This window comes from Mesorhizobium sp. WSM4976 (genome assembly GCF_029625685.1).
Classification (GTDB): Bacteria; Pseudomonadota; Alphaproteobacteria; order Rhizobiales; family Rhizobiaceae; genus Mesorhizobium.
Genome location: NZ_JARTVT010000053.1, coordinates 1 through 19,117 on the forward strand (window position 1 = coordinate 1; position 19,117 = coordinate 19,117).

Consider the following 19,117-nt stretch of genomic DNA (forward strand, 5'->3'; position numbering starts at 1 on the left):
CTGCTTGATCAGCCATTCGATGTGATTTGACCACATCTGCAACACCTCGCGCTTCTCCTTGACGTTGCTATAGAGATCGTAGATTTCGCCAATGTCTCCGGTGCGGGCTCACAGCCCGTCCATATAGCCGCCAGTCTGCTGCCTTCGAGTGGCCCATGTTGGCCGCGGCCAGGAAGTGGCGACGATTGAAAGGACAAAATCAGTTGCCGAAACTCATCGCAGGTGACGGTCTGGTGGCAATTTGGGCACATCTTGTGTCTCGTCGCCAGTAAACACGGATGCCCGGCAGGAGCTGAGCTCGCTGCCGGCGGAAATCGTAGAGCGCCAGCGACGCATTCTGATCTTTCGTCAGGCAGTCGACCGCCTTGGCATACGCCTCGGCCTCCATCTCGATCGACCTGAACCGGTATCTTGTGCGCCATCCGGACGATCTGGGAAAGCTTGGCCGGGCCGGCGCCTTCCCAGGCGCACGGGAAGCGCGACGACCCATGTGGACCTTGGATTTCACTCCGCACTTACGCTGCTTTGGCCTTGTCAGCAGCCTGAGCATAAAGCGTGCTCAGCTTTCAGGCCGAGCACTCATCCATTGTTGACAGCACCTGTCGTCATTCAGGATCGCCCCATTCTCGCAGGCCGCTTGCAGCTTTCAGGCTGTTGTCAGCCAGGGCCGCCATAAAGGGTCTCGTTAAACAATTCAGGAGGCCGTTCCAATGAACAATCAGTTTGCGAGACTTTTTCGAGGACCAGGTATGCAGGCTTGTTTCAGGACAAAGAACTTTCTGGCGGCAACCACCGCGATGACGACGGTATTCCTGCCGGCTGTGTCTCTCGGGGTGGGTCTGGTAGCATTTCCAACTGGAGAAGCGTTGGCCGACGACCCGATTTCGATCCCGCTGGAGTATGTCGGGGAAGGCCATGACCGCCTGGGCATCTGGGCCAAGATCAACAATGGCAACGCGCAGCGATACGTATTCGACACGGGCTCGGACCAGCTCAACACGCAGATCGGGTCAGAGGTGACCGGGGTCCGCCCGATTGCCGACACGCCTTACGTATATACGTACGGGGACGGAACGTATGGTAATAAGCTTCAGAACGTGGAAATTGATAAATTTACATATGTCGATCCAGATCAAAAGATAACAATCGACGGGCCGTCTGTAAGCGATAAGAAATACCGGGCTGCTCGCATTCTCGATTTTGTCTATACCCATGCGTATTGCAAGGACAACAATCTTAAGTGCACGCCGGGATCCGTGACGGATGGACTTAAAGATATGTATGGTCAGGATCTCCAAGAACCTTATCACGCCGATAAGGAGCAGCGGGCGAAAATGACCGCTGGCAAGATGGCAGACGAAGGCGGCGATTTCGCAGGTACATTCGGGGCCGGCGATTTTCTTGGCAAGACAAGTGTCTGGGGCATGATGGGCAGTGTCACCAGGTCTGGCTACGTGGTCTCCGCCAATGTGAATCCGGATTCCGAGAGCGACCAAACGCCTGGCTGTTCCCCCTGCACGATTGTCAACCTCAATCCAAGCCTCCGGGCCCAATATACTAATGCCATGCCATGGGGAGAACCCGAGGAAAAAGATCAGGATTCTTATCAGAATTTTCCTGGCTCTGGCGCCAATGCCTCGACCGAATACGAAGGCAGCTACAATCTGCAGTACACGGTTAAGGATGGAGCCCCACCAATCACCGACCCCAACAAGACCGCGGTATTGCTCGACACCGGCACACCGGGCGGTGGCAGTCTGGAGATCAGTGATGCGATGCTGAAGCAATTTCAGGATGCGGGCGTCAAACTTAAAAATGTTCGGAGAAATGAGCAACGCGAGATCGTAAGCGCATCGGGCAACATCCCGAGCGTTACAATCGCAGGAACGGATGGCGATCCGGTAAGGCTGGACAATATCGACTTCACCTACACCAGCGGCACGACGGAACAACCCAATGACCAGACCAGTTTTGTTGCCGGTCTTGACTTCTTCAAAAACAGATCGGTCATTTTCGATCTGGAGAAGAAGTATACCGCTTATACGTCACATTTCGTCACTGCCAGCAACTTCTCTACCGATTCATCCGCACCCGAAGGGACCGGTCTGAGCAGGATCACGACGAGCATGGGGAATGAGGGCGGGTTCGGCATAGCGGGTGTCGTCTCCGGCTCCGGATCGCTGACGCTTGATACAAAGACGGTGGTCCGGATGACGAATGTCAACACCTACACCGGCGAGACGAATATTGCTCAGGATGCCTATCTCTCGCTTGCGGGGCTCGGCAACATCCAACGGTCAGCGAAAGTCGTTGCAGACGGCACGTTCGATATCTCCGAACATGGAAATGGCAGCGACTATTGGGGAATCTCCGACGCCTACAACGATGCCCGTATTCGTAGCCTGAGTGGCAGCGGAACGGTCGAACTGGGCAAGCGTACCCTGGTGCTAACGGATTCGAACGACACGTTCGCCGGCAGCATCAACGACCTCGACGTTGATAACAATAATATGGGCGGCAAACTATTCGTTGCCGGTGGCGTGCAAACGCTGAGCGGAAAGAACAATTTTTCCGGCATGACGACGGTCGGTTCCGGCGCGGGATTGCTGCTTGCCGATACAGGTGTGCTTTCCCATGATGCGACCACGTCCGGCTTTCTCGGGAATGACGGGCAGATCGGGGGCACGGCTATCGCAAACAGCGGCGGTGTCGTCGCAGGCGGCGGCACCTACGGTGCGGTCACCATTTCCGAGGGCGGCACGGTCGCTCCTGGCAGTGCGACCGATCCGAGCAGGATCGTCACCACACTGACTGTCACGGGCGATTTCGCGCAGCAGTCCGGATCGATCTATCAGGTCGACCTCGCAAGGTCGTCCGATCTCATCGATGTTGGCGGAGCAGCGGCGATCGACAGCGGCGCGCAGATCGAGCTGCTGCGGCAGGGAACGCTATCGGTCGATGCCCGATATACTCTGCTCTCCGCAGCAGGCGGCGTAAGCGGCACCTATGGCGGGCTGACGGGGGCTCTGGCGACAGACGCGACGCCCTTCGTCGATTTCCAGCTCGTCTACGATGCCAACAATGTCTATCTCGATATCAGCCGCACATCGACGGCGTTTGCCGATGTAGCCAGCACCTTCAATCAACGCTCGGTCGCCGCAGCGGCTCAGGCGCTTGGAAGCGGTAATCCGATCCAGGACAACATCCTGTTCCTGACGGCGCCGGAAGCCCGCAACGCTTTCGATATGCTATCAGGCGAGGTTCATGCTTCCATTCATAGCGGCCTCATCGAGGACAGTCATTCTGTACGCGATGCCGCGAGCGAACGGATCCGTGCGGCGTTCGACGGCGTCGGTGCCTCCAGCGTTCCGGTGATGACTTATGGGCTGGGTGGTCTGGAACTGGCCCCGGCAACGAGTGAGAATTTCGCCGTATGGGGCCGTGGCTTCGGCGCCTGGGGTCATCTCGACAGCGACGGCAATGCCGCCGGTCTCGATCACTCGACAGGCGGCTTTCTGGCTGGCGGTGACGCGGCTGTCGGCGAAAGCTGGCGGCTCGGCCTCATCAGCGGCTACAGCCATACCTCCTTGGAGGCGGACGATCGCGCGTCGTCGGGCTCGAGCGAGAATTACCATCTCGGTCTTTTTGCCGGCACGCAGAACGGCAATCTCGGTTTTCGTTCCGGCCTTGCCTATACCTGGCACAGCATCGAGACCGGCAGGTCCGTGGTCTTTCCAGGCTTCGCCGACAGCCTTTCGGCCGATTACGACGCCGGCACGTTCCAGGCCTTTGGCGAGCTCGGCTACCGTATCAATACGGCTTCGGCTTCCTTCGAGCCCTACGCTAATCTCGCTTATGTGAATTTTGACGCCGATGGCTTCACCGAGAATGGCGGCGCAGCCGCCTTGTCGAGCGGGGATCGCTCGAGCGACACGGCGTTTACCACGCTAGGTCTGCGTGCGTCGACGGTACTGACCCTCGGCACCGTGACTGCTACCGCGCGCGGCGGTCTTGGCTGGCGCCACGCCTTCGGCGACGTCAGGCCGGATACCGCTCTTGCCTTTGCTGGCGGTTCCTCCTTCGCCATCAAGGGCGTGCCGATCGCAAAGAACGCAGCTCTGCTCGAAGCTGGGCTTGACGTAAACATCACCGAGAACGCGACGTTCGGCATCGCCTATCAGGGACAGATCGCCTCGGATGCCCAGACACACGGGTTCAGCGCCAAGCTCGGCGTCCGTTTCTAAATCACCCGCAAAAGAGATTGGTTATGAAGTCAGTGAGTGCATTTTCTTTTACCGTCGTTCTCGGCTCAGCGACGGTGATGTCTGTGTCCGCCGCGCGAACGGACGATGCCTGCTACAACAAGGCACAAAGCCTATGATGACGCAATGTTCAATCGACGACCTGAAGCCAGTCGATGGCGAGCTTGACAAGCTCTACAAGGAGATGGAGACCCGGCTCAAAGAGTCCCGGCGCATGTCCAGGAACTGGTCGAGACCGCGAGGGGCTACAACGCCACCTCGGAGAACACGCGCGACGCCTACCCCAAGGATTGGCGGCATTTTTCCTCCTGGTGCCGGCGCGCTGGCTTCGATCCCCTGCCTCCGGGCTCGAAGGTGATCAGGCTCAATATCAGCGCCTGTGCCTCGGGCACCGCCGCCGGCGATCCGAAGCGTGGCGCCCCTGCCCTTTAGTTTGCGACCATCGAGCGGCGGCTTTCCGGCCTCGCCTGGAACTTTACCCAGCGCGGCCGGCCGTTGGACCGCGCGGAGCGGCATATCTATAAGGTTCTTGCCGGCATTCGCCGCAAGCACGCAAAGCCACCGCGGCAGAAAGAGGCGGTCCTGGCGACGATCTGCTGGCGATGATCGCCACGCTCGGCCACGACCTCAGGGCCTGCGCGACCGCGCTATTTTGCTCCTGGGCTGTGGCGGCGGCCTGCGGCGCTCCGAGATCGTCGGTCTCGACGTCATGCGCGACGACAACAGCGATGGCGCCAGCTGGATCGAGATTTTTGACGGCAAGGGCTGCTGGTCACCCTGCGCGGCAAGACCGGCTGGCGCGAGGTCGAGGTCGGCCGCGGCTCCAGCGACCACACCTACCCCGTAGTCGCGCTCGAGAGCTGGATCCGCTTTGGCCGCATCGCACGTGGACCCCTGTTCCGCCGCATCTTGTCGATCAGGTCGATATAATACGAAAAAGCCGCCGCCATTCGGGACGGGCGTCGGCTATCATGTCCAGCCATTATGCGGCGAGCGGATAGCTTTCGCCGGACCAGGCAGAGAACTTGGCGGCAAAAGCCTTCATCTCGTCGACCGCGAATGTGGTGCGCGGTTGCGAACTCGACTTGCTGGGCGAGAGGGACCTCGCCGAGAAAGGCGCTGACATGAGCGGGATGCTGCTTGGCCAAATCGAGATCCGCAAAGCAATCGGCCAGCGCCGCGTCGTCCAGCTGTACGCTGCAGGGCGCGTTCACGTCGTCAAGACGGATGCCAAATGCTTGCTCATAATGGCCGCAAGGTAATCGTTTCGGGTCGGAGACACAAGTTGCCGCCTCCTTCGCCGTAGAGTGGCCCGATACAATCACGATCGATATTGCCACCTCTTATCGATAGTGATCGCATAGTTCCCTGATTCGACTCTCAACCGCTCATATCAAGCGATTACTTCCATGTATCTGCTGCGCTAGCCCGTCCTGGCCTTGGAGTGTCGCTCCTCACCTCCTCCACCACTCACCAGCCCGATGGGAGTATCGCCCGCCAGCAGCTTCTCCTTGCTGAGCAGCGCGGCAACCTCAATCGCCTCGAAATCGGGCAAATCCCGCAGTGTGTCGAGGCCGAAGTGCAACAGGAAGGTCTTGGTCGTGACGTAGGTGTAAGGCGTGCCAAATTCAGCGGGCAGGCAGACGTTGACCCACAACAATCAAGGGGACGGTGCAGGCCAAGATTGCGGCAGGGCTTGGGCCCCCCACCCTTCTCCTCAGAACTCCGCTGCTTCCAGCTGGCGGCTGAAACTCACAGGCGCAGCCAGCTTGGTCTCTAACAGCATCGATCGCATCATGGTGTCTGCCATGAATCCGTGTGCGTGAAGCGCTCCAGAGCGAAGATGTTGGGCGTCAACCAGGTTCACTCCAATGAGCTTCACTTCTCGAGTTCTGCACAGTGTCCACGACTGGCGCCGGAGGTTGATCCGGTGATTAGGAGGAGCACTCGTTGTCGGATTCTCGACGATGTCGGACATGTGACACAACGCTTCCAGAGCGATCGCATTGTTCCGAAACGATTTTCCCAGTTGGCACGAAGGTTGCGGCCCTATGCGCAAAAGCACTGCGATGCCGCACCGACTGGAAGAACTCATCAATGATCACGCTTTTCGAACATGTGGGCGCCGCTACCGACACTGAGCGTTCCCGAGCCGACGGAAGCCTCTATCCCTTCTTTCTGAAGGCTGTCCGGACATGAACGCATTTGATGTCCGTCCAACGCTTGATGCTCCCGACGACGATCCCTATGTCTGGCTTGAAGATGTAGAGGGCGAGCGGGCACTTGCCTGGGCCGCCGGCCAATCGGCAAGGACTCTGAAGCACTTCGGTGGAACGCAGTTCGAGCGCGACCGCGCGGCTCTGACAGCCATTTTCGACAATCGCGACAATCTTCCCCTGATCGCGCGCCGTAGTCAGTACCTCTACAATTACTGGCGAGATGACGGTAATCCACGCGGACTGTGGCGCCGGACCACCCTTGCCGCCTACATGAAGGCGGATCCCCAATGGGAGCTACTGCTCGATCTGGATGCTCTCGCGGCTAGCGACGGAGAGGACTGGATCTGGGACGGCGCGTCCATCGAGCCGGAGAGACGGGAAAGAGCCGTTCTGCGCCTGTCGCGCGGCGGCAGCGACGCGGTCGTGCATCGCGAATTCGACCTGATTTCTCTGAGCTTTGTCGCCGACGGCTTCAACCTCCCCGAGGCCAAAGGCTACGTTAATTGGCTGGACCCTGACACGCTTCTGCTTTCCAGTGCGCTTGGTAATGGCATGGCCACCCGCTCCGGCTATGCGCGCACAGTTCGACTGTGGAAGCGTGACGCGGATCCCCTCACCACGCCGGCAATCTTCGAGGCCGGGTTCGAAAGCTTCCAAGTGTCTGGTCATTCGGACCGCACCGGCCGCAGCGAGCGCCTTTGGTTCATCGAGCAGCCGGCCTTCTTCGAGAAGATCAGCTGGATCGGCGATAGGAGCGGGCCGAGGAGGCAGATCGATCTTCCTCGCGACGCGTCGTGGCGGGTCTTCGGCGACTGGCTGGCGGTAAGGCCGCGCAAGCCCTGGACGGTGGGAGGCACCACCCATCCCGCCGACGCGCTGATCGTCATCTCGCTTTCCACTTTCCTCGCCGGCGGACGCCGTTTTGAGACCCTGTTTCAACCAGGGGAAAGGCGCTCCATGCAGTCATTCTTCTGGAATGACGGGAAGCTCATTATCTCTTACCTCGTCAATCTCGCACCGCGTTTCGAGATGTTCACTCCCGGCCACCAGGAATGGACGCGCCGAGTCCTGAACACCCTGCCCGCCGAAGGTACTGTCGACGTCTGGTCATTCGATGCGGCAGTTCACGAGACCAATGGAGAGGTCCTGATCTGTGCTCAGGATCCGATCACGCCGCCGCAGCTCTTGCTGTTCGATCTGAATGCCGCGCCGTCTCTCAGCGCTTCAGCAATCCTGAAGCGCAGCCCGGAGAATTTCGATGCATCCGGACTGGTGGTCACGCGCCACGAGGCAGTCTCTATCGATCATGAGCTGATCCCCTATACGCAGGTTGGTCCGGCGAACGGGAACGGAGATGCTCCGATTCACCTTTCCGCTTATGGCGGGTTCGGCGTATCATTCCTGCCCTACTACAACTCCCCGCTGGGCAAGCTGTGGCTCGAGCGCGGTGGCACGTGTGTCGAGGCGAACATCCGCGGCGGCGGCGAGTTCGGCACCCGCTGGCACGAAGCCGGGCGCAGGGAGGGCAAGCGTCTCGCCCACGACGATTTCGCCGCCGTTGCCTCCGACCTCGTGCGAAGGGGCATCACCCTGCCGAGGCGGATTGCCGCCGAGGGTGGCTCAAATGGCGGCCTGCTGATCGCAAACATGCTGACCCGCTATCCTGAGCATTTCGGGGCTCTGTTCTGCACAGCACCGCTTATCGACATGCGTCGCTACACCAAGCTCTTGGCGGGCGCGAGCTGGATCGACGAATATGGCGATCCGGACAAGGTTCACGATTGGGCTTTCCTGAAGGAAATCTCCGCCTATCACGCCGCAGCGCCGGGACAGCCCTATCCGCCTATCCTGATCGCCACCACGAAACGCGACGACCGCGTCCATCCGGGCCATGCGCGCAAGATGGCCGCAAAACTGCAGGCTCTTGGCTATCCCGCTTACTTCTACGAGGCCAGCGCAGGCGGGCACGGCTGCGGCGAGGACAATCGGGAGCAAGCCGCATTCATCAGTCTAGGCACCAATTTTCTCCGCAGCGCAATCGGCTTCAACGATCACCCTCCGGAGACGGCGGAACGCGTTGCAACGCAAGAGGGGCATTTGAGGTCCATCAACAATTCATTCGAGCAGGAGACGAAATAGTGCAGTGCATCCTTTCTGAACATCAAGGAGTGAATCTCATGGCGAGAACGCGAATGGGCGTAGCGCGGGCAACAGCAGCGGCGGTGGCCCTGATCATGGTGGGACAGCAGGCCGTCGCCGCGGAGCCTGCGCAAGCAGAGACCGTCCTGGCGGAGACGGGAGCCTCGGTCACCGAAGCGCCAATCCCTTGGCAGGTCCGCCTGCGGGCGTTGGGCGTCGTTACGAAAGATCTGGGCTACGTTGATACGCTTCCCGGCTCCGGTCTTTCGTATTCGGACACGGTGACGCCGGAACTCGATATCTCGTATTTCTTCACCGACAACATCGCCGCCGAACTCATACTCGGTACCACTTATGCCAACATCGCGGGCCAAGGGACGATCGGAGGGTTGGGCAACATCGGCAAAGTTTGGCTGCTGCCGCCGACACTCACGTTGCAGTACCATTTTACCGATCTCGGCGCGTTCAAGCCTTATGTCGGCGCCGGCGTGAACTACACGATCTTCTACAACCAGGACACTGGCAGCGCTGATGCTCTCAAGGTGAAGAACACGTTCGGCACGGCGCTGCAGGTCGGATTCGACTACATGGTGGACCAGCACTGGGGCCTCAACTTCGACGTGAAGAAGCTTTTCCTGAAGCCGGACTTCGACGTCACGGTGACCGGCGCGAAGCTGACGGGGAAGGCGGAGCTCGATCCCTGGCTGATAGGCGCAGGTGTCACCTACCGCTTTTGAATATCAGAGTGAAGTCTGCTTCCCGACTGCCGGTTTAAATGAAGGGCGCCTCGCGCGCCCTTTTTTACGGTCGACACTGCAGCGCAAGACCTCATGAAGCTATTGTCGGGCGGGGTTCTCTTCCGGCGGACCAAGAAGATGCACTGGCCAACCGGCCTTGCGCCTGAGGTGGAGTGCTTAGAAGCGCTTTGGATCGGGACGGGCTTTGGTATTGTGGGTGGAATGCTTCAGCCAGACCATTTGCCAGCATCGTCTCCCGGACGTCATGTGTGAGCTTCTTTGTCAGCGCAAGGCGAACACGGATCTCCTAGCAGGCCGTTGAAGAAGTGTCCCGTTTGGCCTTGAGGATTGCCTCGTCGCCGTTGTGATAGAAGGTGATGTCGATGGAGCCGTCGTCGAGCAGTTCAGCATGGCCGTCGCCTGTGACCTCGTCCATTTCGTCGAATCCGACCCATGTGAAGAAGACCGTCGACGGGCCGTAGCCGAGTTCGAGGGTTAGATGAGCCAAACGCCAGTGGGGCGTCCTGGGGACGACGCGCGCGAGATTCTGGTCGTGGTGGCCAGCCCAATACGATGTGAGAAGTTGCTGCCGGTGCGGGTACCGGAGGTCGCCGATAGTGACAGCCGATGTTCGACAGCGGCAAGGACATGCTCAGCCGTCAACGCGCCGAGGGCTTGGCCGGGAATGGTGGTGATGGAACCAATCCAGAAAGCGGCGGCTGCCCAGGAGAACGCCTTCGCGGGACTTTGACTCCAGTCCGCACACCCTGCTCAGATAGTCCGAAAAAGAGGTCAGAAGCGGAGCATCCGGATTATTATCTACACTGGGAACAGAAGCATGGAAGCGTTCTGGAGCCACTCGCCGCGCGTTTACCAGTGCCGACACTGCTCCAAGCTGACTATCTGCCATGACCACCTGCCGAACGTAGTCCGTTGATGCCACCGGTACCCTTCGCGGTCTGCTCCAGCGGGAAGATCGGGTCTGATCGACCCTGCTGACCTGTGCGGCGGCCTCTCTCGCTAGGGCGTCCCCCTTCCTGTCGTCCTCCTCCGCCGCTTTCGGCTGCTTTCGGCCCGCCGCCCTCGCCAAGGCGTCGTAGTCGGTAAGCGCGTCCTCCGTCTCCTTTAGGGGCTTCATCGCGTGACTAGAGTTTAGCGCGTGTTTGTAGGCGGCGGACCGAATGGTCGTCGAAATGCCACTCAGCGCCACCGCAAGATGCCCTAGGGCTTCCGCCTCATGATCTGACAGCGGCACGTCACGATTAGAGCCGATTGCCCTGCCTTCTTCCAGTTTCACAATGTTTGTAGTCATTTCCTGCTCCATCGCGTTGACTGAGATACGATGGAGACGGAAGTGGAGAACAAATTTTTACAAGCAACTAAGATGATATTCTCGTCAACGGGACAATAGTGGACGTTGAGGGCGGCGAACAGGGTGGTGGTGCCGTTGCGCTTGTAGTCGTGCCTCATCGTACCGAGCCGCCCCTTCTTCATCGGCAGGCCGGGTGGGTGCGGTCGAGCGCCGGATCTGGCTCTTTTCATCGACCGACAGAACGATGGCATGGGCCGGCGCATCGAGATAGAGGCCGACGACGGCGCGCAACTTGTCGACGAACTTCGGATCATTGGAGAGCTTGAACCTGGCGCCAGCGGTGGGGTGCGAGACCATGCGCCTTCCAGATGCGCCTGACGGCGCTGGCGCTGATTGCGGCGGCTTGCGCCATCATGTCGGCGGTCCAGTGGGTCCTCTCGCCCGGCGGATCGGCAAGCGTCAGTGCCACGACGCGCTCGCCGACATCGGGACCGAGCGGCGGAATGCGCCACTGTCGCGTCTTGTCGCGCAGCAGCCCGTCACAGCCTTCCGCGGCAAAGCGCTCCTGCCAGCGCCAGACGTCGGTCTTCGACTTGCCGATGCGGCGCATGACCTCGCCGGTGCCGACGCCGTCGGCGGGCAAAAGCACTATCTCGGCGCGCCAGACATGCTTTTGCGGGGCGTTGCGATCCCTGATCAGCGCCGTCAGACGGACGCGATCGGCCGACGAAACGGTGAACGATCTTCCTGTGCGCATGCGCCAGACTCGCACGCGCAGGCCAGAAAGGGAATCTCTGATTGGACTCCTATGTCAGGCGGGAACCACTAGACGCCGAGACCGCCGATGCAGACATGTTTGGTGTCGAGATAATCCACGATGCCCTGGAGGCCGCCTTCCTTGCCGAGGCCCGATTCCTTGACGCCGCGGAACGGCACCTCCGGCGTGGTGATCAGGCCTTCATTGACGCCGGTACTTCAGTCCTTCCATCACGCGGAAGGCGCGACCGAGATCGCCGGTGTAGAAGTAGGCCGCGAGGCCGAACTCGGTGTCGTTGGCGAGCGGCGTGCCCGACCTGAGACATGGGTGACGTTTTGTACCGGACACGGATGAAGTGCACCCCTCGGGTGAGCGTTTGCTCGATAATATCCACTGAAGTGAAGCAGTCGGTCTTAATGCTGGAACTCATGCCACCCGACCGACCCGGGAATTCGCAGCAGCGGCGCCGTCGAGTGCAGAACGAATGCCGTCAACCAAGGGGTCGATCTCGCTTTCGGTGATTATATAGGGCGGACAGATTCCAAGCACTTCTCCCATATTGCGGATCATGACGCCGTGCTCGCGGCACCGCCGCTCGACATCGCCGATCCTCAGCTCGGGCGCGAAGACGCGACGGGCGCACGATCCTCGACGATCTGAACCCCCGCGATGAAGCCGCGGCCGCGGGCTTCACCGACAAGCGGATGGTCGCCGAGCGCGTCCGCGAGGGCTCCATGCAAGTGATCGCCGAGACGACGCGCCTGGGTCACGAAATCGATCTCGCTGTAGATCCTGATCGCCTCGGCGGCGACGGCCGCTATCACCGGATGACCGGAGTAGGTGAAACCGTGACCGAACACGCCGACCTTGTGGGCCTCGTCAGCGGCGCATTGATAAATCTTGTCGAGATAATGACGCCGCCAATGGGCAGGTGACCGGATGAAAGCCCCCCGGCGATCGAGAGCATGTCCGGTTCCATCCCAAATGTCTGGCTACCAAACCAGTTCCCGGTGCCTCCGAAGCCGCAGACCACCTCGTCGGACAGCATGAGGATAATTTCTCACTTTCTTGCGAAGATCGGGGGTGTCCACGGTCATTCGTATTACGCGAGATCCGCGAGGCCAAAAACCATCATACCAGAGAGGCGAAACTGCTATCTAGGTGTTTAGATGCAAGAAATTAATCCTGCATTGTTCCCGCACCAGGAACACCCGAGAGGATACCAAGCAGTATTGAACCTTGTTGAAAATGCTCTCGGCGCGCTGGGCGTTATAATTTCTCGAAGGCGATCACAAGGACGTCGCGATAAGCGTACGGCATTTTCAGGTTTTCGGCCACAATCGACGATACATCGTGAAAGGTTTCGCGGTCGTTGCAGATCACAAAATCATTCGGGGAGTTCATTTCGACCTCGCCGAGGAACTCCTTTGAGGCGTCGGTGATCATGCTCATGCCGCCGGTGACGTTGACCCGCCCAATCATATAGCAAGCAATGAAGTCCACCCCGTCCTGGTGAAGGCCCTCGGGTGCCGGTTTGCCATTTACACCATCGCGCGCGACAATCCGGTAGGGATGGATCTTGATATTCCAACGATCATGTCGGGCGGCTTCACATAGAATTCTGCAGAAACCTGTCAGAATCTTTTCTAAGACGGGATGGTCTATAAAGGAGTTTTCAAGGGGCTCGAAGTGGCGCTTGAAGCCGCCATTCAGATGATTGACACTTTTTGATTGTTCGTAGGGGGCGTGGGGTAGGAGCCTAAAGATTCCGTCAGTCGCGTCATATTCAAAAGCGCTATAGCGCCGGTAACGATATGTTCCGCCGTCACGCATGTATTCATCGAGAAGAAGTCGATTCCAATGGTCAGCAAAGTTCTTCCAGGCTGCATCAATTTCGATGCCAAAGCAGGCTTCGGCGCGCTCGCCTTTTGAAAACCACCATCCATTTGTCACCAGACCGTCAGTGCATTGTTGACTGAGGTTGGCCGGCGCCTGGGGTGCGTTGTTTTCCACGGGTGTCTCCCTTTTGGTGACTTGGCGAGGACGGAACGCTTTGGACAACGCTATGTGGGTTGCGGCTTGGTATTCCCAAAGGTCGCGGTCCCTAATGTATCTCGGCGTCCTGGCTCGGATCGACCGAGGTAAAAAGCGTGTGTGATCGACTATGTAGCTGACGCTCCCGCTAACGCCCTCGAGGGCGGATGCAATGGCCCGTTCGCACATCTGGTGAATAGTACTGCCCCATGCACCTGAAACCGCCTCTTGGGACCAGGCTTGCTCAAGCCCTTGCTTCAAAACGATTGATGCCACGTCAAGAGAAGCGGTTTCGAGGTGACGCAGCGCGTCGAAGATAATGGCCGCGGCAGGGGCCTCGCGGACTTCGAGAACCTTTTGGCCGGTTGTGATGTGTTCAAGCCCGACAAAGCGGCCGTGCCCGAATTTGCCGACCGTGTTATTCAGGAACGGGATTGCGTCGACCAATGCAACATCACGGTCATCAATTGACACGAGACTTCCGTCTGCAAACCCGAGTTTGATCTCTACCGGCTGCTCTGCGGGAATGTGGCGCGTCCAAGCAAATGCCTCCTCGGGGATGGAAAAGTTCTCGGGATCTTCCAAAGGCCCCGACTCGAATTCCCGACACCAGAGGTTTTCGTCCGCGCTCCACGTGCGGTCCGCCACAAAAGTCGCTCCACACTTGGACAGGTCGGAGGTCTTCTGTTGTCGGGATATCACAGAGCATTCATACGGACTGCCGAAGTTGCCGGAAAATCCTGAGCGCTTAATGCTATTGTTAAGGCGCGGAAGACTGTTTTGAGAAAGGTTTGCTGTATGAAGAACCAGCCGTGAGTTGATTGACCTAGCATGATTAACAACCAAAGATGCGATTATGGGACGGCTCAACGAACTGCTCAACGGATAGATGCCAAGGTACTTGGCGTGGGCTCGAATGGCTGATTTCACGCCTTGTTCGACAAAGGCATCCCGCCCTTCGAGGCAGACAAAGCGCGCGCCGAACATGGCTGCCGTCCGTTCCAACAAAGGCTGATCGATGCGCGTTCCGACATCCGCTGCGACAGCTTCAATGTTCGCAAAGCCAAGGCTTTGCAGCTTGTAGAGAAGATAGGTGCTGTCGAGACCGCCGCTGAACATGGTTGCAACTGGTGCGGTTCGGTCCGGAAAAGCCTCCAGATCTTCAAAACTCGAAATGCCGCCGATGGCGGGTTTGGTGGAAGCCAAGATGGGGTTCATTTGGATGTCCTGCTCTCAAACCAGATGCCAGCAAACGTCGCAGCGAGGACGAGGCCTGCGCCTATCAAGCTCGGTACTGTCAAAGGCTCATTCAGAAGAAGGTGCGCTAGAACGAAACCAAAAAAAGGTTCTGTTCCCATCAAGAAGCCAACCCGTGTCGGTGTGGATTTTCTCACTGCGGCATTTTGAATGTAGAATGCAGCGAGGGTGCAGAAGAGTGCAAGGAAGGCAACAGCGCCCCAAAACTGAAGGGTGGCCCTCACAACAAGGCCTGAAATTCCGAACTGAGCGACGGCCAAAACGAAAGTAAGTGTTGCCACCGTCGATCCTTGGATGGCCGTCAGGGCTGCAGATGAAATCTGCCGGCCGGCCAGAAGGCGTTTGGTGGAAACGACCATAACCGCTCGCAGAATCGCGGCCCCCAAGACAAGCGCGTCACCCGGGCTGAACCTGCTGATCCCGCCAGTGAGAATGCCGACACCGATGCACGCTATGGCAGCACTTGCCAAAATGCCCGTAGGTGGAAGTCGCCGTGATAGCCCATAGTCGATGCTCGGCGTGAAAATCACACAAAGCGATATGATCAAGGCCGTGTTCATTGCGCTTGTCGATGCAACGCCGTAAGTTTCAGCAATAAAGATGCAAAAAAGTATTGTTCCCAATGCGAAGCCGCGGATGAAATCGCCCCAGGAGACCAATGCGATCTCATGTCTTGCAGCCACTGCCGTAATGATCGTAGTAATCAGGAAGCGATAAAGAACAAGTATCGAAACCGGCGCGTAGAACAGTGCGCCTTTCCCGACCGGATAGCTCGCCCCCCAAACGAATGCGACTCCCAGCAAGGCTAGATCCACCGAGAAAGATGGCGTCCGTGTTTTCCTGACAGGTATTGGAGAACTTTCGAAAACGTCCACCTTCAAAGTTTCCTTTGTGTTAGCCATCCACCCCTGCTGCGAGGGTCAAACAGATCAGGTCGTTCAGCCTCTTGGGCGATCCGTGCCGCGGCGTACTTGTTTTTGGTAACGCAAGTGCCGTGCCGATTCGGAAAACCATTGCTAGACAACAACCTGGTCGCCTTGATAGTTCGGCGGTTCATGTCCATTGTTGTCAGAATGCCGACAATGACTTCAACTGCAGGGATCCTACCGGCAGGGCCTCAAGGCGAACACGCGGCTCCAAGATGCCGACACGATGGCTGGTTCAGCCATGCTTCGACAGTTGCCTGTTTTTTCAGTTCCTTTGCTGTTCGTGCGCTAACCGCAACGCTCCATACTAGTCTCGCGTGGCTGTCCCCGTGGGGTGGGCGGCAGAAAGCGATTAGGCCCGCTGAAAGAGGCGAACCGCATCCGAAGGATCGTAACCAAGAGAAGGACCTGAAGCGAGAGCGAAGGTTGCGGGAGGCCGCGGCGGGCCTAAAAGGCAATGCCGACCGCCCCAGGAAAGGCTGACAAAAACCGCAGCGGCCGACTGTCCAATAGGGTGCGCCGGGCCAGGGCGAGCCAAATGGCAGGGGCTGCCGGGGGACCCTAAGAAAAGCCTGGGTTCACGAGCACCCGGCGCGCGCCATCAGGCGGCCAGCTACTTGGAGGGCGGGTGTATCATGCCTGTTTGTCGGGCCGAACCAGATCCATGTGGCTGACGCCGAGGGCCAATGCCAGTTCATAGATCGTGATAATTGTCGGATTTCTTCGGCCTTTCTCCAAGCCGCTGATGTACTGCTGACTGAACCCGGAAATCTCCGCAAGCTGCTCCTGCGTCAGGCGCTTCCTTTGCCTGATCCTCTGCACATTCCGTCCGACCAACTTGCGCATATCCATGCACGCAAGCCAGCGGATCAGGCGGCTTGAGTTTATCAACTATAATATGTAATCCACATTTAGCAGGCACAGGGCTTCGCGGGTCCATTGGCCGGAGATAGAATTAGCGATGTTGCAGCCCAGATCGAACACGCCGTTCGCCGACGAGGTCCCCTGGTCGGACCGCATTACAGCCTACGACAAGGACCACTTTACAACCTATATGAGGCTCCTGGACGCCTCGGCCGACAACGCCACTGAAGAGGAAATGGCCAAAGTGATCCTCGGCATTGATCCGGCACGCGAACCTGAGCGCGCACGCAACGTTCTTCGCAGTCATCTCGACCGTGCAAACTGGGTGGTGACGAGCGGCTACAAGGATTTGTTCGCCAGTTGACGAAATGGGCGGTGCGGTCGCTTCGCTTCAAGCAACGAAGTCGCGCAACCGCCATGCATCGACGTATCACCACAGCGCGGATGGCCCAGCGCTTCGCTGTCTCATCATTTTGTCCTCCGCTCGCCAATGGCTGCTTCCCAGGAATGGGTGCGGCGGCGAATCATGACAGGAACGGGTCCGCCGTCTGAGCCGCACCGCATCCGAAGGGCCGGATGGACAACCTACTGAAAGCTCACAGCTGGCTAAGGGTTGCGGGACGCCGCGGCGGGCCTAGAAGGATGCGGCGCCACCTGCTGAGAAAGGCACAAAACAGAGCGAATTGCGAGAGTCTAACGACGCGCTAGGAGGCGCAGCGGAATGGTCGAGACGCCAGAGCCAAGAAAATCGGGGCTCGACCCACCGGCACACGGCACGCGCGGTGATGGGCGCGGGCGCCCACTACGTGCGCAGGCTCAACAGAATCTCACACGGATCAGCATCGAGGGCCGCAGTTACGTCGAGAAACTCAATGACATCGAGACGCCGTTCGCCACCCTCATATTTCGCCACGAAAGATTGCGGACGACCAAGCTTCTCAGCCACCTGCGCCTGCGTCAGCCCTTTGACATTGCGCAGTGAGATCAACTGGGCCAGAAACCGCTGGTGGCGGGGAGATCGAAGAGATTTGGGCATTTAGGTGAACCGGCAGGTAGAGACCGGCTCAGCGACTAATCCCCGTTTCGGATTATCCCATTTTGGGATATTCTGCCTTGGATCCAGCGATCAACATGCGAGGTTCGCGGCAGACATGAATCAATCAACGGGAACAGATAGGACTCAAAGCTCAACACTGCTCGACGAAGTCCCTTGGTCTGACCGTCTTACCGCCTACGACAGGGCGCACTTTACCATCTATATGAGGCTCCTGGACGCCTCAGCCGATGAGGCGCCCGAAGAGGAAATGGCCCAACTGATCCTCGGCATTGATCCGGCACTTGAACCGGAGCGCGCCAGGAAGGCGCTTCGTAGTCATCTCGACCGTGCGAACTGGATGGTGACGAGCGGCTACAAGGAATTGTTCGCCAGCTGACAAATTCGCAGTGCTCGGTCATAGAAGCGTTCCTGTGCCATTGGTCAGGCTGATCGGGGCCTGCACCACAGACGCGCCGGCAAAATGGACCCGGTGGCGAGCACAATTCAGTTCCCAGGAAATCGGGGTTTGGCAACTGTCCGAGCGTCTGACGTGATAGAAGGTTCCGCTCTGTCTGGATGGGTATTAGCCCGGAGCAGCACTCCATATCGTACCGGCGCTCGACGAAGGGTCCACCTCTTCGCTTTCAAGCCGCATAACCGATAGCCATCGCCCTAAGTCAAGGGTTAGAGATTACCGGCAGGCAGGTATGCAAGCGGGCCATCCTCGGAAACTATATAACCGCACGACTAGCTGTGAGCTTTCGGGAGGTTGTCCATTCGGACCGGACCGGGGAGACTGGAGTTACCAAGCTTCAGCACTCACCGGAGGGTCCGAATGAACATCCATAAGAATGCCCGTCTCACACCGCTGCGTCGAGAGGAGATGGCGCTGTCGGTGATAGAAGGCGCTTTCTCCAAAGCCCATGCGGCGCGTGTCTACGGCGTGTCGGCCAAGATCGTGGCGCGCTGGGTCGAGCGCTACAAGTCCGAAGGGCGGGCCGGCATGATCGACCGTTCCTCGCGGCCCGCCAATATGCCGCAGGCCACCGCTGCGTTGATCGCCGAGCGCATCATGGCGCTGCGGCGGCAACGTTGGACCGGCAAGCACATCGCCCATGAGGTCGGCGTCTCGCCCGCCACCGTTAGCCGGGTTCTCAAGCGTGCCGGACTGTCGCGGTTGCGGGATATCGAACCGGCCGAGCCGATCCGACGCTACGAGCGCGAGCATCCTGGCGAGATGATCCATATCGATATCAAGAAGCTCGGTCGTTTCGAGCGCATCGGTCATCGCATTACCGGCAAGCGCACCGGCAATGCCAGCTCGCGCGGCAGCAGTTGGGAGTTCGTCCATGTCTGCATCGACGACGCCTCCCGCATCGCCTTCTCGCAGATCCTGCCCGACGAGAAAAAAGAAAGCGCCATCGCCTTCCTCAAGGCGGCGGTGGCCTACTACGCCAGCCTCGGCGTCACGATAGCCCGCGTCATGACCGACAACGTCCTAAGAGCGGAAGGAAGTGGAGCGTGCAGTCAAGGTCTCTCTGTTCGTCAGCATGCTCTTGCTGCGTGACGTTGGT

General features: G+C 58.9%; 14 protein-coding genes and 5 pseudogenes. 8 read left to right on the plus strand and 11 right to left on the minus strand.

Annotated features, from left to right (window positions below; all coding sequences use genetic code 11):
- Nucleotides 1–710: 710 nt before the first annotated feature.
- The 3 genes and pseudogenes from P9272_RS34460 (at nt 711) to P9272_RS34470 (ending at nt 5,524) form a co-directional block, all read left to right on the plus strand.
- Complete coding sequence (locus P9272_RS34460) at nt 711–4,244, plus strand: autotransporter domain-containing protein (RefSeq protein ID WP_082826570.1); 3,534 nt, start codon at nt 711–713, stop codon at nt 4,242–4,244.
- Between the two features lie 243 nt (nt 4,245–4,487).
- Nucleotides 4,488–5,171, plus strand: a pseudogene (locus P9272_RS34465) (integrase); the annotation flags it as partial.
- Between the two features lie 116 nt (nt 5,172–5,287).
- Nucleotides 5,288–5,524: a hypothetical protein gene (locus P9272_RS34470; protein WP_063169293.1), complete on the plus strand. Its 237-nt coding sequence runs from the start codon at nt 5,288–5,290 to the stop codon at nt 5,522–5,524.
- 161 nt (nt 5,525–5,685) lie between these two features.
- Here the strand turns inward: P9272_RS34470 and P9272_RS34475 are convergent.
- Nucleotides 5,686–5,886, minus strand: a pseudogene (locus tag P9272_RS34475) (SMC-Scp complex subunit ScpB); the annotation flags it as partial.
- 93 nt (nt 5,887–5,979) lie between these two features.
- A complete protein-coding gene (locus P9272_RS34480) occupies nt 5,980–6,240 on the minus strand; it encodes a hypothetical protein (protein WP_095769041.1) in 261 nt (86 codons plus the stop codon).
- A gap of 217 nt (nt 6,241–6,457) precedes the next feature.
- Here P9272_RS34480 and P9272_RS34485 point away from each other — a divergent pair, with 217 nt between their 5' ends.
- Together P9272_RS34485 and P9272_RS34490 are read left to right on the plus strand one after the other, a co-directional pair.
- Entirely contained in the window at nt 6,458–8,620 is a 2,163-nt protein-coding gene (locus P9272_RS34485) for a prolyl oligopeptidase family serine peptidase (RefSeq protein ID WP_082826571.1), read from the plus strand.
- A 38-nt stretch (nt 8,621–8,658) separates the two neighbouring features.
- Nucleotides 8,659–9,357: an OmpW family protein gene (locus P9272_RS34490; protein WP_063169295.1), complete on the plus strand. Its 699-nt coding sequence runs from the start codon at nt 8,659–8,661 to the stop codon at nt 9,355–9,357.
- Nucleotides 9,358–9,664: 307 nt separating this feature from the next.
- Here the strand turns inward: P9272_RS34490 and P9272_RS34495 are convergent, their stop codons facing one another.
- From P9272_RS34495 to P9272_RS34530, 8 genes and pseudogenes are all read right to left on the minus strand, one after another.
- Nucleotides 9,665–9,865, minus strand: a complete 201-nt coding sequence (locus tag P9272_RS34495; RefSeq protein WP_244514237.1) for a hypothetical protein — start codon at nt 9,863–9,865, stop codon at nt 9,665–9,667.
- Nucleotides 9,866–10,770: 905 nt separating this feature from the next.
- Nucleotides 10,771–11,426: pseudogene (locus tag P9272_RS34500) on the minus strand (IS630 family transposase); the annotation flags it as partial.
- 68 nt (nt 11,427–11,494) lie between these two features.
- Nucleotides 11,495–11,729 (minus strand): annotated as a pseudogene (locus tag P9272_RS34505) (aldehyde dehydrogenase family protein); the annotation flags it as partial.
- A 308-nt stretch (nt 11,730–12,037) separates the two neighbouring features.
- Nucleotides 12,038–12,286: an aminotransferase class III-fold pyridoxal phosphate-dependent enzyme gene (locus P9272_RS34510; RefSeq protein WP_063169297.1), complete on the minus strand. Its 249-nt coding sequence runs from the start codon at nt 12,284–12,286 to the stop codon at nt 12,038–12,040.
- A complete protein-coding gene (locus P9272_RS34515) occupies nt 12,247–12,474 on the minus strand; it encodes an aminotransferase class III-fold pyridoxal phosphate-dependent enzyme (protein WP_263485461.1) in 228 nt (75 codons plus the stop codon). Before P9272_RS34515 ends, P9272_RS34510 begins: the two co-directional genes overlap by 40 nt.
- 221 nt (nt 12,475–12,695) lie before the next feature.
- Complete coding sequence (locus P9272_RS34520; protein WP_063169298.1) at nt 12,696–14,678, minus strand: argininosuccinate synthase-related protein; 1,983 nt, start codon at nt 14,676–14,678, stop codon at nt 12,696–12,698.
- Nucleotides 14,675–15,619, minus strand: coding sequence for a DMT family transporter (locus tag P9272_RS34525; protein ID WP_082826572.1), 945 nt, complete (start codon nt 15,617–15,619; stop codon nt 14,675–14,677). Before P9272_RS34525 ends, P9272_RS34520 begins: the two co-directional genes overlap by 4 nt.
- A 657-nt stretch (nt 15,620–16,276) precedes the next feature.
- Complete coding sequence (locus P9272_RS34530) at nt 16,277–16,495, minus strand: helix-turn-helix transcriptional regulator (RefSeq protein WP_029354714.1); 219 nt, start codon at nt 16,493–16,495, stop codon at nt 16,277–16,279.
- A gap of 109 nt (nt 16,496–16,604) precedes the next feature.
- Between P9272_RS34530 and P9272_RS34535 the strand changes: the two genes are divergently transcribed.
- On the plus strand, nt 16,605–16,871 hold the full coding sequence (locus P9272_RS34535; protein ID WP_063169299.1) for a DUF2285 domain-containing protein: 267 nt from the start codon (nt 16,605–16,607) through the stop codon (nt 16,869–16,871).
- A gap of 438 nt (nt 16,872–17,309) precedes the next feature.
- On the opposite strand, the gene P9272_RS34540 is transcribed toward P9272_RS34535, so the two are convergent.
- Nucleotides 17,310–17,543, minus strand: coding sequence for a helix-turn-helix transcriptional regulator (locus P9272_RS34540; RefSeq protein ID WP_082826573.1), 234 nt, complete (start codon nt 17,541–17,543; stop codon nt 17,310–17,312).
- A 115-nt stretch (nt 17,544–17,658) separates the two neighbouring features.
- Here P9272_RS34540 and P9272_RS34545 point away from each other — a divergent pair, with 115 nt between their 5' ends.
- Together P9272_RS34545 and P9272_RS34550 are read left to right on the plus strand one after the other, a co-directional pair.
- Entirely contained in the window at nt 17,659–17,940 is a 282-nt protein-coding gene (locus P9272_RS34545; RefSeq protein ID WP_063169301.1) for a DUF2285 domain-containing protein, read from the plus strand.
- Between the two features lie 438 nt (nt 17,941–18,378).
- A pseudogene (locus P9272_RS34550) lies at nt 18,379–19,038 on the plus strand (IS481 family transposase); the annotation flags it as partial.
- Nucleotides 19,039–19,117 lie beyond the last annotated feature (79 nt).

Bases quoted from the DNA above. Each gene is read 5' to 3' on its own strand.
- P9272_RS34460 (WP_082826570.1), top strand. From the start codon at position 711: ATGAACAATCAGTTTGCGAGACTTTTTCGAGGACCAGGTATGCAGGCT.
- P9272_RS34480 (WP_095769041.1), bottom strand. From the start codon at position 6,240: ATGTCCGACATCGTCGAGAATCCGACAACGAGTGCTCCTCCTAATCAC.
- P9272_RS34485 (WP_082826571.1), top strand. From the start codon at position 6,458: ATGAACGCATTTGATGTCCGTCCAACGCTTGATGCTCCCGACGACGAT.
- P9272_RS34490 (WP_063169295.1), top strand. From the start codon at position 8,659: ATGGCGAGAACGCGAATGGGCGTAGCGCGGGCAACAGCAGCGGCGGTG.
- P9272_RS34515 (WP_263485461.1), bottom strand. From the start codon at position 12,474: ATGCTGTCCGACGAGGTGGTCTGCGGCTTCGGAGGCACCGGGAACTGG.
- P9272_RS34520 (WP_063169298.1), bottom strand. From the start codon at position 14,678: ATGAACCCCATCTTGGCTTCCACCAAACCCGCCATCGGCGGCATTTCG.
- P9272_RS34525 (WP_082826572.1), bottom strand. From the start codon at position 15,619: ATGGCTAACACAAAGGAAACTTTGAAGGTGGACGTTTTCGAAAGTTCT.
- P9272_RS34530 (WP_029354714.1), bottom strand. From the start codon at position 16,495: ATGGATATGCGCAAGTTGGTCGGACGGAATGTGCAGAGGATCAGGCAA.
- P9272_RS34535 (WP_063169299.1), top strand. From the start codon at position 16,605: ATGTTGCAGCCCAGATCGAACACGCCGTTCGCCGACGAGGTCCCCTGG.
- P9272_RS34540 (WP_082826573.1), bottom strand. From the start codon at position 17,543: ATGCCCAAATCTCTTCGATCTCCCCGCCACCAGCGGTTTCTGGCCCAG.
- P9272_RS34545 (WP_063169301.1), top strand. From the start codon at position 17,659: ATGAATCAATCAACGGGAACAGATAGGACTCAAAGCTCAACACTGCTC.